Here is a 14,924-nt window from a genome sequence, read left to right as displayed (position 1 = left end):
TCGCCGTAGCGTGACGGGTTTGTAAGAATGTCCGACGCCGGGCCATGGGGCCACAGGGAAGCCCTAAGACGAGACACTTTTTCGAGAATGCGCCTGAATAAATTGATGCAAGTGGTTGTAGCAAATGAAGAAAATAGTCTCCATCCTGCTGCTTATCGGATGGCTGACACTGGCGGCGGGTTGTAGCGGCATGCCGGACGGGACGATAACTGCGGCGGATCGGGCCGAAGGCGCGGGCGGCGTCTCCATCGCCTGGGAGGAGCGCGGCCGGCGCGCCGGCGCCCCCACACTGGTGCTGATCCACGGCTGGAACTGCGACCGCCGCTACTGGGAGCCGGCAATGGCGGTGCTGGAGGACGACTACCACCTGGTCGCCGTGGACCTGGGCGGGCACGGCGAGTCGGGTGCCGACCGGCGGGCCTGGACCATCGGCGCCTTCGGTGAGGACGTGGCCGCGGTCGTGCGGCGCCTGGACCTGAGGCGTGTGGTGCTGGTCGGGCATTCCATGGGCGGTCCCGTGGCCGTGGAAGCGGCCGGGCGCCTGTCCCGCCGGGTCGTGGGCGTCGTCGGCGTGGACACCTTCCAGGCGGTCGAGGAGACACCGCCGGCCGACCTCGATACTCAGCTGGAGCCGTTCCGGCGCAACCTCGGCAAGGCGCTGCGCAGACTCGACCCGGTCTTCTTCGCGCCTTCCACGGAGCCCGAACTCGAGGACTGGATACGGCGGGACATGGCAGCGGCCACGGTCAGCGTCTCGGTGCCGGCGCTGGAGAGCCTTGCGCGCTACGACGAGTCGGCCGCCCTGACCGCGCTGGAGGTACCGGTCGGCACGATCAACGCCGATATCCGGCCCACCGATACCGAGGCGCTGCGCCGCGCGCAGCCCGGGTTCAAGCTGGTGATCGTCGAGGGCACCGGGCACTTCCTGATGATGGAGAAGCCCGAACGCTTCGCCCGGGAGCTCCGCCGCTTCATCGACAGCTGGACGGCGGTGATGGCAACGGGCTCCGTCGGCCCCTGAGCCTCACTCGTCGCTGGCCCGCAGCATCCACGCGATCAGGTCGCGGCGGTCCTCCGGCCGGCGCATGCCACCGTAGCTCATCCGGTTACCCGGCAGGAACAGCCAGGGGTTGGTGATCCAGGCATCCATCGCGCGCGGTGTCCAGACGAAATCCGCCTCGCCCAGGGCCTCCGAATACGGGAAGTCCTCGATGGCCGCCGCCGGGCTGCCGAAGATCCCGTGCAGATTGGGCCCGGCCAGGTTGCTCCCGCCCTCCTCGATCGTGTGGCAGGCCCGGCACTGCAGGTACAGGCTGCGACCGCGCTCGAGGTCCGCCCCGGCATAGGCCGGCTGCTCGAGATACTCGGCCACGGACAGCACGGTCTGCTCACCCAGTCCGGCGGCGGTCACCGCCGGCTGGCGATCCGCGCTGTCCGTGCCGGCGCCGCAGCCGGCCAGCAGCAGCATCGCCAGCGCTAGGGTCGGGCTCGTCGCCCGCCTCATGCGCGTCGGCCCTCGAGCGCACGGCCGCCGCGGAACCACTCCATCATGGCGGCCGCGTCAGTGAGTTCGCAGTAGCGCTTGCCGACGTCGGCCAGGTTGGACTGATGCGGGCCCTCGTCCACATCGCCGCTGCAATCGGTCGGCACGAACACCCGGTAGCCGTGCGAGAAGGCATCCACCACGGAGGCCCGCACGCAGCCGCTGGTGGTGCAGCCCGTGACGATCACCGAGTCCACCCGCTCCTTGTGCAGGAAGGTGGTCAGCGGCGTCAGGAAGAAGATCGAGGGTGCGCTCTTGGCGAAGTTGAAATCGTAGTCGGGGTCGTCCACGCGCGGGTCCATGGCCGTGCAGGGATGGCCGAAGTAGAACTGGTCGTGCACGGCCTGCACCTTCCAGTGGGGCAAGTCCCGGGGACTGTCGTAGGCGGTGAAACACTTCGCGACGGGCACGCCGCATTCCCGGGCCACGCGCAGCAGCTCTGCGGTGCGGTCCACGGCGCGGTCGATCATCGGCAGCCCGCCGAGGGGGTAGGCGTCATCGGTGAAGGCGAGCTGGAAGTCCACCACCACCACCGCGGGGCGTTCTCCGTACTCGATGACGCCGCTGCTGTAACCCACTTCACGGTACTTGTCGCTCATCTCGCCTCCCTTGTCGTCTTCGCCCTGCCGTTTTCGCCCTGCCCTCGTCGCCCCGGCGTCGTCGCCTTGTCGCCGGGAGACGCCGGATTCTAACCCGGCGCCGGCGGCCGTTCAGCCGCTGCGCACCAACCGGTACACGCTCTCTTCCATGCGCGTCACACCACGCTCCGCGAAGCGCTGGTTGTCGGCCAGCATGTCCATGCCCGAGGCCAGGACCTCCACCGCGAAACGGCCGGCCGCCAGTTTCCGGACCTCCGCCTGCGGCACGGAAAACGGGGGCCCCTCCATCTCCTCCTGCGGGTAGTCCAGACTGATCAGCAACACCGGCGCGCCCGCCGGCAGCAGCATGGCTTGCCGCTCGATGTAGCGGTGTCGTAGTGCAGATGGCAGGGCGACCAGTGCCGCACGGTCGTAACAGGCATCCAGGCGGCCGGTGACGGCCGCATCCAGATCGAAGTAGTCGCCGCAGAGCACGGTGATGAGCCCATGGGACCAGATCTCGAGGGGTCCCATGTGGCGGCGCGACGCCTTGATCCCCGCCCCTTCGAAAAACGCCTCGACGGCCAGCGGGCTCAGCTCGTTCGCCACCACCCGGTAGCCGTGCTCGGCCAGCCACAGAAGATCCAGGGATTTGCCGGCCAGCGGCACGAACACGCGCGAGCCCGCCGGCAGCCCGAAGCCGGGCCAGTACTCCGCCAGATGCGGATTGACGCTATCGTTGTGGAAACCCGTCTTGCCGTCCTGCCAGCGCTCGTGCCAGGCGGCCTTGTCGTGCTCGAGCTGCTGCTCGAGGTCCGTCCCCGCCCCGGTCATGCCATAACGACGATCTGGCCCACACCCGGCGGCATGTCGCCCGCGAGGGTCTGCTGATACACCCGCTCCAGCGTTTCGTCGCCGCTCGCCTCGCGGATCTCCAGCCAGTCGCGGGAGGCCTCGAGGAATGCCTGCCAGGCGATGGACACACGCTGTTCGATGCCGCCGGGGCCCCAGTCCTTCATCCGCTTCTCCACCCAGGAGGGTGCGAAGAACAGGGTTGGTTTCGGGCCCGGCAGCTCGCCGCCGCCCGCCGCCTGATCCCAATGGGAAGCGCCGACGGAGCAGCTGTAGGCGAGCGACTCTCCGTAATGTTCGTGGATGGCGCGACGCAGGCCGGTATTGCCGGCGAAATCGACCAGCAGGGTGCGATGCTCGCCCGGCAGCTCGTGGATCGCGTCGTAGGGATGCGCGGTGTCGTAGCAGCCGAGGCCGTTGACGAAATCGAGGTTGGACGGCGAGGTCAGGCCGCGGATCTCGATGCCCGGCTTGCGGTTGCGCTGCAGGAGGAACGCCAGGCCGAATGCCGTCTTGCTGGAGGCGCTGGTGAGCACCGCCTCTCTCGCCCCGAAGAAGTCCGCCTCGGCAAGAAAGTCGTCCAGCAGGAACGACGTCATGAACAGCGGCCGGTACAGCATCTGCTGCGCCTCCAGGGCTTCCCGGTAGGCCGGGTCGGCGCTGGTACGGGTATAGCGGTTGTATACCTCCGGCAGCTCGCGGCGGTGCGCAGAGACGTCCGAGAACCCGGACTTTCCGACCCGTCCGGGCCTGACCTTCACGTGGCTGGCCATCGGGTAGTAGCCGTAGAAGCGCTCGCCGGGCTCGATGCCCTCGCAACGCGAGGCCACCACGTCGGCGAATCCCCAGACCGGTACGATGCCCCAGCCCTCCTCGTCCGCCGGGAAGAAATCCCAGTAATGCATCGTCTCCCCGAATACCGCGTAGGTGATGTTGTTCGCCGTGAAGGCGTAGCGGTCCACCGAGAGAAGTACCTCGCCGTCGCCCACGGAGGGGAAATCCCGCTGCACCATCCGGGTTTCGTCGAGGCGGTCTTTTCTGACTTCGAATACCTTCATGAACGGACTCCGTCGGGCGATGCGCGCGGCAGGAGAAACGCGCCCCGGACAGGATTCGAACCTGTGACCCTCAGATTAGGAATCTGATGCTCTATCCTGCTGAGCTACCGGGGCCCTGCCGAGGCCGCATTCTAGCAGAACCATCCGCCGGAACAGGGGCACCACCGCATGCCCACCCGAGCCTCGCCAGCCGGTATCATGAACGCAACGATCGACGCGAGACTCCACGGAGACCCCATGACCCTCCGCATCCGAGATGCCGAACCGGCGGACGCAGCCATCATCGCGGAATTCAATCGGCTGCTGGCGGCGGAGTCGGAAGACATCACACTGGACCCGGCCACCGTGTCCGCCGGCGTCGCGGCCCTGCTGGCCGATTCCTCCCTCGGCCGCTACTGGCTCGCCGAACAGGATGGCGAGGTCGTCGGCCAGATCATGACCACGCGGGAATGGAGCGACTGGCGCAACGGCATGCTGTGGTGGATCCAGAGCGTCTACGTCCGCCCCGCGGCGAGAGGCCGCGGCGTTTTCTCCGCCCTGTACCGCCACGTCGAGAGGCTGGCCCGCGAGACGCCCGGCATCGGCGGACTGCGGCTCTACGTCGACGACCGCAACGAACGGGCCCGGCACGTCTACGAGGCCATGGGCATGGAGGACGGCGGCTACCGGGTCATGGAAGACATTTTCGAAGACCACTGAGGAGCACCCAGCCATGCTGAAGCCTGGAACACGCGCACCGGAGTTCACACTGCCGGACGCGGACGGCAATCCCGTCTCGCTCTCCGACCTGCTTGCCGACGGACCGCTGATCCTCTATTTCTATCCGGCAGACTTCACGCCGGGCTGCACGAAAGAGGCCTGCGATATCCGCGACATCCACGGCGAGCTCGCGGCGGCGGGACTCCAGGTGACGGGCGTGAGCCCACAGGACGCCGACAGCCACCGGCGCTTCCGCGACAAGCACGAGCTGCCCTTCAAGCTGCTCTGCGATACCGACAAGGAAGTGATCCGGCGCTACGACGCGGACGGCCCGCTCGGCATCGGCGTGCGACGCGTGACCTACCTGATCGCGGCCGACGGCGAGATCGGCGACGCCGTGCAGGCCGACCTCATGATCGGCAAGCACCGCAGCTTCATCGAGAACGCCATCCGCCTCAACGCGGGCGGCTAGGCCGGCTCATTCTCCGTAGACGGTCACGGTGAGCTGCCGCCGGTGGCCGGCGTGGCGGTGCTCCCAGAGGTAGATTCCCTGCCAGGTGCCGAGCAGCAGGTTCCCGCCACCCACCGGCAGGGTCATCTCCGACTGGGTGAGGACCGTCCGCACGTGGGCCGGCATGTCGTCGGGCCCCTCCGAGCGATGCCGGAACATCGGGTCCCCGTCGGGCGCGATCCGCTGCATGAAGCGCTCCAGGTCCTCGCGCACGGCGGGGTCGGCGTTCTCGCACAGCATGATGGAGGCGCTGGTGTGGCGCAGGAACAGATGCGCCAGTCCGGTCTCGATGCCGCTCTCCGCCACCGCCGACTCCACCTCGCGGGTGATGTCCAGCGTCTCCCGCCCCGACGTCCGGAACTCGATCGTCTTCTGCCGGAACATGGTTGTGATCTCCGCTCGCACTCGGTTTAGAATCCCCTACCTTACGGTGGAAGCGGAGCGGCCGGAAGGACGCTCCCTGGGAGTCTCGCATGACACCGGCCCGATATCGCAAGCTCCGCAGAGTACTCGACCGGCGTCAGCCCGACCTCACACTGCTCACCGAGAACGTCCACAAGTCCCACAACATCTCCGCCATCCTGCGCACCGCGGACGCCGTCGGCATCTACGAGGCCCATGCCATCTCCGAGGGCGGCGAGGTACCGCGCCATCACATGGCATCGGCAGGCTCCCGCAAATGGGTGGAGATCCGGGCGCACCGTGACCTCGGTTCGGCGCTGCGGCATCTGCGCAGCGCCGGCCACCAGATCCTGGCCGCGCACTTCTCCGACACCGCCGTGGATTTTCGCGACGTCGACTACACGGGGCCGACCGCCGTCCTGCTCGGCTCCGAGCTGTGGGGCGTCAGCCGGGAGGCGGCGGACTCGGCTGATCGGCACATCGTTATCCCGATGCAGGGCATGGTGGCCTCGCTCAACGTCTCGGTGGCCACGGCCCTGATCCTGTACGAAGCTCAGCGGCAGCGTCAGGCGGCGGGCCTGTACGAGCAAAGTCGTCTGGATCCCGAGCTCCATCGCCAGAAGCTGTTCGAGTGGTGCTATCCGGAAGTGGCCGACCAGCTACGCCGTGAAGGACGCCCCTACCCGGAGCTCGACGAAGAGGGCTATCTGCCCGCCGGCTCCGGCTCCGCCTGAGGCGGCGGCTCACCGTACTTGAAGCGCAGGGTCTTGGTCTTGCCGAACCAGGGTATCGAGACCACGTAGAGGTTGTCGTACTCGTTCTCCGCGATCGGCGGCACGTTCTTGCTGCCGCCGAGTTCGGCGATGAGCTGGGGGATGGTGTCGCTGTGCGCCACCACCAGGATGATCTTGCCCTTGTGCTCGCGCAGAATCCTCTCGAGCACGCCGACGATATCGCCCGCATTGTAAAGGACGGGTGTGAGTTCCAGCCTGTCGGCCAGCGGGCGCGCCGTCTGCTGGGTGCGGCGGTACTGGGTGGCGTAGATATGATCCACGCCGGCCACCACGTCGGCATCGCCGAGCACCCGCGCGAGCAGCCGCGCGCGCTGCTCGCCCTGCGCGCTCAGACCGGGATCGCTGGCGGGCTCGACCGCCTTCTCGGCGTGGCGGACGAACAGGATGGTGGTGGTGGCCTGGGATTCGAAGAACCAGGCGAGTCCGACGGCGACGAGGACGAAGCCCGCCATGGAGATCAGGCGTTGACGGAGACGACCGCGTTTCGAATTGCTGGCTGCCACGCGCGCAAGCTTACGCGGTTTTGCCCTGGCAGGCTACGGAGTCTCAGCGCCGCTCGCGGCGCCTTTCTTCGAGGTCCACGACCCGATATTCGCCCTCGATGACGCCGCTCCGGGGCGTCGTGCCCTGCTGCCGTTTGCCGAGTTTGCGACGCAGCCACCACAGCCTCAGCCCGACGACGCCGGCCAGCACGAACAGCGAGACGAGAAAAACGGCGAGCACGACCAGTCCGAGCAGCATGGCGGCGCCGAGCGCGAGGAAACCGAGCACGACCATGACGCCGTTCAGGAGTGGATTCGTCGTCGGGAACGTGAATGCGCGGGAGGCGGCGCCGTAGCGGCTCTGGTTGCCGTGCCCGCTCCGATGGCGATCGTTCATTCCGCGCCGTCCCCCGTCTCCTCGATGCGGCTGTAGAAACCCTCGAACCAGGGCTGCCAGGTCTCGCCATCGTCGGTCGACTGCTCGAAGTACTGGCGCACGCGCCCGTCCGGCAGCGGCGACCACAGCCCGCGGAACGCGACCGTCTGCCCTCGGCTGACGTAGTGCAGCGTGCCGGAGAGAGCCATGGCACCCTCCTCGTCGAGGCCACCGCGAATCGTGATCTGGGTGCCGCCGCTGCCGTTCCAGACCTGTATCCACTCGCCGGCGGCCGGGTCGTAGTAATTCACGCTGATGCCGCTGCCACCGCGTACGCTGGTCCACTCCTCGAGCAGCGCGCAGCCATCGGCCCGCTTCGTGATCCGGTTGGTGCCGGCGAGCTCTCCCTTGGCCGTGCGCACCTCCCAGTGCCCTACCCAGAAATCGAACTGGGAGAATTCGGATCGCTCGGCGCAGGGTTGGGGGCGTTCCTCGTCCTGAGCCCGGGTAGAGCCAGACATGATGAGTCCGCCGACGAGGGTCAGCAGGAGAACGGTAACGAAGGACTTCGGAAATACGCTCATACCGGGATGCGACTGGTTCACCGGGGGATAGTTCAATGGGACTGTGGCGGAGAGGGTGGGATTCGAACCCACGAAGGGCTACTAACCCTTGCCGGTTTTCAAGACCGGTGCATTCAACCGCTCTGCCACCTCTCCTTCCTTCGGATTGTCCCGTCGGCATCGTCGCAGATCAACCGACGCAAAGAGGGTGGGATTGTGGCGCTCGTCAGACAGCGTTTCAACTGCGCGCAACCCTTTGGTTATACTGCCACCATCTTGCCGCGCCGGGGACACTGCTCGAATCATGAAGGCTGAACGCCGCGCCCGACTCCGATGGCCAGCCTTCCTCGGTCTCGTCTTCTGCTCACTCGCGACGGCGGCAACGGGCGCTCTGGCTCAGACCGGAGAGGCGTTCTCGCCGCCCGCCGCACTCGAGCGTCTTCAGTACCTCGGGGGACGGCTCGAAGCCGGTGAGCGCGACAAGGAACTGCTCCGTGAGGCGCAGCGGGAAGCCGAGGCACTCGGCGAGCGCGGCCGGGCCTGCGTGCGCAAGACTGCGCCCGAGGTCGAACGCCTCACCGAACAGAACAAGATCCTGGAGGATGTCGACCCCACCATCGACACGGCGCTCTGGGACCAGCGGGTACGCATCCGCAACGAGCTCACCAACGCCCAGGCGCGGCTGTCGACCTGTCGCGAGATCGTCAACCAGGCATCCAATCTGAGCGATCTGGTCGCCGATATCCAGGCCGAGATCTCGGCGGCGTTCCTGTGGGAGCGCCGCAGCACTATCGTCGGGCTGATCCGCGCCATACCGCAGACCGTGCCGGGCTGGCCGTCGCGTCTGCGCAAGACCACCGAGCTGGACCTGGAGCCCGGCGTGACGGAAGCCGGCCTGCTCTGGCTGCTTCTGGCAGCGGCGGTCGTCTCGGCCGCTGCGGGGCTCTTCATCCGGCACCGGTTCCTGCGCTGGTTCCAAGCGGTCACTGCGATCGACGACACGCCACGGCTGAAATACCTGTTCCCCAAACCACTGGCGAATTATGCACCGTTGCTGCTGGAGGGCGCCGCTCTCACCACACTGCTGTTCCTGACCATCCGCGGCGCGGATTTCGACCTGGCCGCCATGCGGCTCGCGGGGGCCCTGTTCCTGTTCGGCGTCGGCGCGGTGATCATCGACTGGGCGACCGGCCCGCTGTCGCCGTCGGCCAAGGTGCCGGGGCTGATACCCGATCACGTACAACCACTAAGGCTGCGCATGCGCCTGCTGCTGGTCGGCCTGGTGGTGAGCTACGTCGCACTCGGTCCGGGCTGGCTGGGACCGCGCGCCACCGTGGGCGACAATCTGCTCCACGTCCTGCTGCTGCTGGCCGTCGCGATCTCGTTGCTGTCGCTGCTCACCTATATCCGGCGCATCCCGGGCCTGCAGGGCCGCTTCCGTTTCCTCCGCTTCGCCGGCATCACGGCCGTGCTGGCCGCCGTGGGCGCGGCCGCACTCGGCTACCACAACCTCTCGAGCTTCATGATCCACGGCCTGGTGCGAACGGCGCTGGCACTGTTCGCGTTGTGGATTCTGCTCTGGCTCGTATTCCGTGCATTCGAGGGCCTCGTCGAGGGCGAAGCCCCGCTGGCTCAGCGCGTCCGCGATCTCCTCGGTGCGACCGAGCGGGAATCACGCACCAGCTTCGGCTTCATTCAGCTGGTGATCGATCTGTTTTTGTGGATCTCGTTCATCGTCTACGTCATCTACGTCTGGGACAGCTCGGGCAACACGCTCGACCGTCTGGAGTACCGCATCTTCGAGGGCTGGGAGATCGGCCAGCTGGAGCTGGTACCCTCGGAGATCGTCAAGGGCCTCCTGATCCTCACCGCGCTCATTGTCGTGACCGGCTGGATCAAGCGCTGGATCGACCGGCGCTGGCTGCGGCACATGGCGCTCGACCGGGGCGCGCGGGATGCGTTGGTGACCCTGTTCGGTTACGTCGGCGTCGTCATCGCGATACTCATTGGCCTGAACGTCGCGGGTATCGACCTGACCGGTCTCGCCTGGTTCGTCGGGGCACTCGGCCTCGGTATCGGTTTCGGTCTGCAGGCCATCGCCAGCAATTTCGTCTCCGGGCTGATCCTGCTGTTCGAGCGCCCGATCAAGGCAGGCGACTTCGTCACCGTCGGCGGCACAGAGGGCTTCGTGCGCCGGGTGCGCATCCGCGCCACCGACATCGAGACACTCGACAATCAGAATGTGCTGGTGCCGAACTCGGAGCTGGTCTCGGGCCGGGTTACCAACTGGGTGTTCCGCAATCCCCAGGGCCGACTGCGCATCGAGGTTGGCGTGGCCTACGGCTCCGACATCGAGAAGGTGCGCGACATCCTCGAGACCATCGCCCGGGAACACCCCGAGGTCATCACCGACGGGCGGGCTCCGGCGCCGCGGGCGCTGTTCATGGCCTTCGGCGAGAGCTCGCTGAACTTCGAATTGCGCGTGCGTATCAAGCGCATCGAACGCCGCTTCACGGTCATCAGCGATATCAACTTCGCCGTCGACAAGGCGTTCCGCGAGGCCGGGATCACCATCCCCTTCCCGCAGCGCGACCTGCATCTCATCTCGCTGCCCGAGCAGGCGAAGATGGACGCAGCAGCAGAAGCGCGGCGGGAGCACGAAGCGGAACCGGCGCCACCGAAACCACAGGCGCCGCCGCCGGTGCACCCGGAGGAGATGACCCGCAGCCACACCCACGAGATCCGCCTCACGAACCGGCTGGAGACGGTCTGGAGCACCGTCACCGACGAGAAATGGCTGGTGCGCTGGTACGCCCGGGATGCGGAGGTGGAGCCCCACATCGGCGGCAGTTACCGGGTGGAGTTCGAGGACGACTCCGTGCTCGAGGGCCGCATCGACATCTTCATGCCGCCGCGCCGCATGCGCGTGGTGATGGTCCCGCCCGAGGGCGACGAGCACCTGCCCACCGGCCCGCTCACCGAGGAATACATCATCCGCGAGGCCGACGAGGCCGTGGTACTGACGATCAAGGTGGCCGGTATCCCGGCGACAGAAGACTGGGAGGAGTACTACCGCAGTTCCGAGGAACGCTGGGAACAGGCCCTGGCCGAGCTGCAGAAGGTGCTGAAGAACCGGGCCACCGCCCGCTGAACGTCATTGGCGAGCGGACGCGCCGCTTACGGCGCCGCCGCCTCGTCAGGAAATGATCTCGCGGCCACCCATGTAGGGCCGCAGTGCCTCCGGCACGTCCACGCTGCCGTCTTCCTGCTGGTAGTTCTCCAGCACGGCGATCAATGCCCGGCCTGCCGCCACGCCCGAACCGTTCAGCGTGTGCAGCGGTTCCGGCTTGCCGGTTTGCGGATTGCGCCAGCGGGCCTGCATGCGGCGCGCCTGGAAATCCGTGCAGTTGGAGCAGGAGGAAATCTCGCGGTAGCGGCTCTGGCCCGGCAGCCACACCTCGATGTCGTAGGTTTTCGCCGCGGAGAAGCCGGTGTCACCCGCCGACAGGGCCACCACCCGGTAGGGCAGCTCCAGGCGCTGCAGGATCTCCTCGGCGTTGCCCACGAGCTCCTCCAGCGCGTCCCAGGACTGCTCCGGCGGCACGATGTGCACGAGCTCCACCTTCTCGAACTGGTGCTGGCGGATCATGCCGCGGGTGTCCTTGCCGTGGGAGCCGGCCTCAGAGCGGAAGCACGGCGTGTGCGCGACCATCTTCAGCGGCAGCTCATCGGCTTCCAGGATCCGTTCGCGCACCAGGTTGGTGACCGGCACCTCGGCCGTGGGGATCAGGTAGAAGTCGCGCTCGTCCTCTATGTGGAACAGGTCCTCGCCGAACTTCGGCAGCTGTCCCGTGCCGAGCAGCGCCTCGCCGCGCACGAGGTAGGGCACGTATACCTCGCGGTAGCCGTGCTCGCCGGTGTGCACGTCCAGCATGAACTGGATCAGCGCCCGGTGCAGCCGGGCGATGCCGCCGGACATCACCGCGAAGCGCGCGCCGGAGACCCGGCTGGCCGCCTCGAAGTCGAGCTGTCCGTCGGCCTCGCCGATGGCGACGTGGTCCCGCGGCTCGAACGAGAACTCACGCGGCTCGCCCCAGCGGCGGATCTCCACATTGTCGTCCTCGCTGTCGCCGTCGGGCACGGAGTCGTCGAGGAGATTCGGCAGGCCGAGCTGCAGTGCCTCCAGGTCCGTCTGTACGCGCGCGAGTTCGCGCTCCGCTCCATCGAGCCGGTCGCCGACATCCTGCACGGCGTCCAGCAGCGGCTGGATGTCCTCGCCCTTCGCCTTCGCCTGGCCGATGGACTTGGCGCTGCGGTTGCGCTCCTGACGCAGCTCGTCCGTTTCCACCTGCAGGCGTTTGCGTTCCTCGTCGGCCCGCAGGAACGCCTCGGCGTCGAACGGGAATCCGCGCCGGGCCAGGTTTGCCGCGATGGCCTTCGCCTCGTTTCTGAGTCTCTTCGGATCGATCATGGCTGCGGTTCGTTGCGGGCTATTCGTCGTTGGTTGTCTTGCGAGGCGGCGCTCGGTCCTGGCCGGCTTCCCGGTCCCGGCGGCGAAGCTCGTCCAGCTTCTCGCCGATGCGCTGCTCGAGGCCGCGGGGCACGGGATGATAATACTTTCGTCGCGGCATTTCCTCGGGGAAGTAGTCCACGCCCGGCGCGTAGCCGTCCGGCTCGTCGTGGGGATAGCGGTAGGCCTTGCCGTAGTCCAGTTCCTTCATCAGCCGTGTGGGCGCGTTGCGCAGATGCAGGGGCACCTCCAGCGAGCCGTAGCGCTCGACGTCGGCCTGCGCCGCCTTCATGGCGGTGTAGACCGCGTTGCTCTTGGCCGCGCAGGCGAGAAAGACCACGGCCTGGGCGAGGGCGAGCTCGCCCTCGGGGCTGCCGAGGCGCTCCTGGGCCTCCCAGGCATCCAGCGCCGTGCGCAGCGCGCGGGGGTCGGCGCAGCCGATGTCCTCGCTGGCCATTCGCACCACCCGCCGGGCGATGTAGAGCGGGTCACAGCCGCCGTCCAGCATACGCACGAGCCAGTACAGGGCGGCGTCCGGGGCCGAGCCCCGCACGGCCTTGTGCAATGCCGAGATCTGGTCGTAGAAAGCCTCCCCGCCCTTGTCGAAGCGCCGACGCCCCCCCGCGATGACCTCGGCGACGACCCCGTCGGTGACGCTGCCCTCCTCGCCCGCGAGGTCGGCGCAGAGCTCGAGCAGGTTCAGGGCCCGGCGCGCGTCGCCGTCCGCCGCTTCGGCGAGCGTCTGCAGCTGCTCCGGCGTGAGCCGCGCCCGGCCGGCCAGACCCCGTTCCTCGTCGGCCAGGGCGCGCTCCAGGATGCGCACCAGCGCCGCCCGGTCCAGCGGACGCAACACGTACACCCGGGCCCGGGACAGCAACGCGTTATTCAGTTCGAAGGAAGGATTCTCGGTGGTGGCGCCGATAAAGGTGAGCGTGCCGTCCTCCACGAACGGCAGGAAGGCGTCCTGCTGCGCCTTGTTGAAACGGTGCACCTCGTCCAGAAACAGTACCGTGGCCTCGTCGAAGTCCTCCCGCGCCTTGCGGGCTTCCTCGACGGCGGCACGGATGTCCCTGACCCCGGCCATCACGGCCGACAGGGCGATGAACCGGGCCTCCCCCTGCCGCGCCACCATCCGCGCGAGCGTGGTCTTGCCGCTGCCCGGCGGACCCCACAGCACCATGGAATGGATTCGGCCCTCCGCCACTGCCCGGGGCAACGGGCTGTCGGGGCCGAGCAGATGCTCCTGACCCGCGAACTCTGCCAGTTCTGCCGGCCGCATCCGGTCGGCGAGCGGGCGGCTCTCGCCGCGACGGCCGCGTTCGCCGACGCTCTCAGGCATGCCGGCCTCCCGGCAGCAGGGACTCCAGCCGGCGGCACCAGGCATCGGCCCCGGCCGCGGCTACCGCCAGGCCGACAGCGACGCCCGCCGCGTTGGCAGCCATGTCGGCCAGGTCCGCCTGCCGGTAGCCGGTGCGGCCCTGGGCGAACTCGATCGCTGCGCCCAGCAGGAGCAGACCCGCGGCCACCAGTGGCCAGTGGCGCCGCTCGTGCACGCCGCAGAACCACAGTGTGAGGGTCAGGTAGGCCCCGGCGTGCAGCCACTTGTCGAAGTGGCGCGGCGCCGTCTCCATCTCGGGCCAGGGTATGAGGGAATTCACGGTCAGGATGACGACGATCGCGTAGCCCGCCGCCTGCCACCAGCGGCGGTAGCGAAGCCCGGCCACCGCGTTCACCTGCTGCCTGTCGCCGCCGGTGTGGCCGCGGACGACTCCTGCACGCCGATGATGTCGACTCCCGCCGGCGGCTCGAAGGTGAACAGCGCGGCCTCGAGGGATTCGTTCATGACCAGTTCGGTGAACTCGATGCGCGTGACCTGCCCCAGTGCATCGGTGAGTTCCATCATCTCCAGCTCGCCGCCGGCGAAGGACAGGCTCACGGCGCGGAAGTCCGACTCCGGCGCCACCGGCTCCAGCCGCAACCAGTCACGGTCGTCATGGCTGTAGGAGCCGAGATAACGGAACGCCTCCAGGGCGCCGGCATCGCCGCCGAGCAGCATGGCCGGCGACTGGCTCAGCGAATCGGTCTGCTCGCGCACCGTGACCTGTTCGAAATCCGCATCATAGAGCCAGATATTCTCCCCGTCGGCGACGATCAGCTGCTCGTAGGGCTCGGTGTACTCCCAGCGAAAACGGCCCGGTTTCAGGATCGCGAACTCCCCGGCCGACCGCTCCACCGCCTCGCCCCGGGTATCGAACAGCACCTGCCGGAATTCTCCGCGGATGGTGTCGATGTCCGCGAAGAACCGGCGCAGCTGCGCCGGCACCCGCGTCTCGTCGCGCAGCTGTGCGCGCTCGGCATCGCCCGGGTCGGCCCGATCGGTCTGCCCGCCCGGAGCGGCCTGATCGGCCGGATCAATCTGCCCGACCTGGTCGGCTGGTGCCGCCGCCGGGTCCGCATCACCCGACTGCGCCTGCAGCGGGGCCACGGCTGGCACCGCCGCCAGCAGGGCGGCCGCCACGGCCGTGATCAGTGCTACCCGGATTCTCATCGTTTGCT

General features: G+C 67.9%; 17 protein-coding genes and 2 tRNA genes. 5 read left to right on the top strand and 14 right to left on the bottom strand.

The genetic code is table 11. The features are described 5' to 3' along the window. The first annotated feature begins 124 nt into the window (after window positions 1-124). The gene (locus tag ACJMKX_RS01455; protein WP_405220269.1) at window positions 125-1,021 is read left to right on the top strand and encodes an alpha/beta fold hydrolase; all 897 of its coding nucleotides are present in this window, start codon (window positions 125-127) and stop codon (window positions 1,019-1,021) included. A gap of 3 nt (window positions 1,022-1,024) precedes the next feature. On the opposite strand, the gene ACJMKX_RS01450 is transcribed toward ACJMKX_RS01455, so the two are convergent. The 5 genes from ACJMKX_RS01450 to ACJMKX_RS01430 form a co-directional block, all read right to left on the bottom strand. Continuing rightward, complete coding sequence (locus ACJMKX_RS01450; protein WP_405220267.1) at window positions 1,025-1,504, bottom strand: c-type cytochrome; 480 nt, start codon at window positions 1,502-1,504, stop codon at window positions 1,025-1,027. Continuing rightward, window positions 1,501-2,142, bottom strand: coding sequence for an isochorismatase family protein (locus tag ACJMKX_RS01445; protein WP_405220265.1), 642 nt, complete (start codon window positions 2,140-2,142; stop codon window positions 1,501-1,503). The genes ACJMKX_RS01450 and ACJMKX_RS01445 overlap by 4 nt, the downstream gene beginning before the upstream one ends. 111 nt (window positions 2,143-2,253) lie before the next feature. Next, a complete protein-coding gene (locus ACJMKX_RS01440) occupies window positions 2,254-2,955 on the bottom strand; it encodes a thiopurine S-methyltransferase (RefSeq protein WP_405220263.1) in 702 nt (233 codons plus the stop codon). After that, complete coding sequence (locus tag ACJMKX_RS01435) at window positions 2,952-4,031, bottom strand: DUF2855 family protein (RefSeq protein WP_405220261.1); 1,080 nt, start codon at window positions 4,029-4,031, stop codon at window positions 2,952-2,954. The genes ACJMKX_RS01440 and ACJMKX_RS01435 overlap by 4 nt, the downstream gene beginning before the upstream one ends. Before the next feature lie 40 nt (window positions 4,032-4,071). Then, window positions 4,072-4,145: transfer RNA gene (locus ACJMKX_RS01430), tRNA-Arg, on the bottom strand. Window positions 4,146-4,268: 123 nt separating this feature from the next. Between ACJMKX_RS01430 and ACJMKX_RS01425 the strand changes: the two genes are divergently transcribed. After that, entirely contained in the window at window positions 4,269-4,730 is a 462-nt protein-coding gene (locus ACJMKX_RS01425) for a GNAT family N-acetyltransferase (protein ID WP_405220260.1), read from the top strand. A 13-nt stretch (window positions 4,731-4,743) separates the two neighbouring features. Beyond that, window positions 4,744-5,202 (top strand): peroxiredoxin, encoded by a 459-nt coding sequence (locus tag ACJMKX_RS01420; protein WP_405220259.1) that lies wholly within the window; start codon window positions 4,744-4,746, stop codon window positions 5,200-5,202. 6 nt (window positions 5,203-5,208) lie between these two features. On the opposite strand, the gene ACJMKX_RS01415 is transcribed toward ACJMKX_RS01420, so the two are convergent. Next, on the bottom strand, window positions 5,209-5,625 hold the full coding sequence (locus tag ACJMKX_RS01415; protein WP_405220258.1) for a secondary thiamine-phosphate synthase enzyme YjbQ: 417 nt from the start codon (window positions 5,623-5,625) through the stop codon (window positions 5,209-5,211). Between the two features lie 89 nt (window positions 5,626-5,714). Here ACJMKX_RS01415 and trmH point away from each other — a divergent pair, with 89 nt between their 5' ends. Next, window positions 5,715-6,377, top strand: a complete 663-nt coding sequence (trmH, locus tag ACJMKX_RS01410) for a tRNA (guanosine(18)-2'-O)-methyltransferase TrmH (protein WP_405220256.1) — start codon at window positions 5,715-5,717, stop codon at window positions 6,375-6,377. On the opposite strand, the gene ACJMKX_RS01405 is transcribed toward trmH, so the two are convergent. From ACJMKX_RS01405 to ACJMKX_RS01390, 4 genes are all read right to left on the bottom strand, one after another. Beyond that, the gene (locus ACJMKX_RS01405; RefSeq protein ID WP_405220254.1) at window positions 6,347-6,889 is read right to left on the bottom strand and encodes a phosphoglycerate mutase family protein; all 543 of its coding nucleotides are present in this window, start codon (window positions 6,887-6,889) and stop codon (window positions 6,347-6,349) included. The two genes, trmH and ACJMKX_RS01405, sit on opposite strands and share 31 nt — an antisense overlap. Window positions 6,890-6,983: 94 nt before the next feature. Then, window positions 6,984-7,316: a hypothetical protein gene (locus ACJMKX_RS01400; RefSeq protein WP_405220252.1), complete on the bottom strand. Its 333-nt coding sequence runs from the start codon at window positions 7,314-7,316 to the stop codon at window positions 6,984-6,986. Continuing rightward, window positions 7,313-7,879, bottom strand: a complete 567-nt coding sequence (locus ACJMKX_RS01395) for a hypothetical protein (RefSeq protein WP_405220250.1) — start codon at window positions 7,877-7,879, stop codon at window positions 7,313-7,315. Before ACJMKX_RS01395 ends, ACJMKX_RS01400 begins: the two co-directional genes overlap by 4 nt. A 44-nt stretch (window positions 7,880-7,923) precedes the next feature. Next, a tRNA-Ser gene (locus ACJMKX_RS01390) sits at window positions 7,924-8,014 on the bottom strand. Between the two features lie 148 nt (window positions 8,015-8,162). Here ACJMKX_RS01390 and ACJMKX_RS01385 point away from each other — a divergent pair. After that, window positions 8,163-11,009, top strand: a complete 2,847-nt coding sequence (locus tag ACJMKX_RS01385) for a mechanosensitive ion channel domain-containing protein (protein WP_405220248.1) — start codon at window positions 8,163-8,165, stop codon at window positions 11,007-11,009. A 45-nt stretch (window positions 11,010-11,054) separates the two neighbouring features. Here ACJMKX_RS01385 and serS read toward each other — a convergent pair whose 3' ends face one another. Genes serS through lolA form a run of 4 tightly spaced genes read right to left on the bottom strand, consistent with a single transcriptional unit; the run spans window position 11,055 to window position 14,916 of the window. Next, window positions 11,055-12,329, bottom strand: coding sequence for a serine--tRNA ligase (gene serS, locus ACJMKX_RS01380; RefSeq protein WP_405220246.1), 1,275 nt, complete (start codon window positions 12,327-12,329; stop codon window positions 11,055-11,057). 19 nt (window positions 12,330-12,348) lie between these two features. After that, on the bottom strand, window positions 12,349-13,707 hold the full coding sequence (locus tag ACJMKX_RS01375) for a replication-associated recombination protein A (RefSeq protein WP_405220244.1): 1,359 nt from the start codon (window positions 13,705-13,707) through the stop codon (window positions 12,349-12,351). Then, window positions 13,700-14,092: a VanZ family protein gene (locus ACJMKX_RS01370; RefSeq protein ID WP_405220242.1), complete on the bottom strand. Its 393-nt coding sequence runs from the start codon at window positions 14,090-14,092 to the stop codon at window positions 13,700-13,702. The genes ACJMKX_RS01375 and ACJMKX_RS01370 overlap by 8 nt, the downstream gene beginning before the upstream one ends. 5 nt (window positions 14,093-14,097) lie before the next feature. Continuing rightward, the gene (lolA, locus tag ACJMKX_RS01365; protein ID WP_405220240.1) at window positions 14,098-14,916 is read right to left on the bottom strand and encodes an outer membrane lipoprotein chaperone LolA; all 819 of its coding nucleotides are present in this window, start codon (window positions 14,914-14,916) and stop codon (window positions 14,098-14,100) included. Window positions 14,917-14,924: the final 8 nt, after the last annotated feature.

Source organism: Lentisalinibacter sediminis (assembly GCF_040706615.1).
Classification (GTDB): Bacteria; Pseudomonadota; Gammaproteobacteria; order Steroidobacterales; family Woeseiaceae; genus Lentisalinibacter; species Lentisalinibacter sediminis.
The sequence above is the reverse complement of the archived record's forward strand: the minus strand, read 5'-3'. Positions and strand labels throughout refer to the sequence as shown.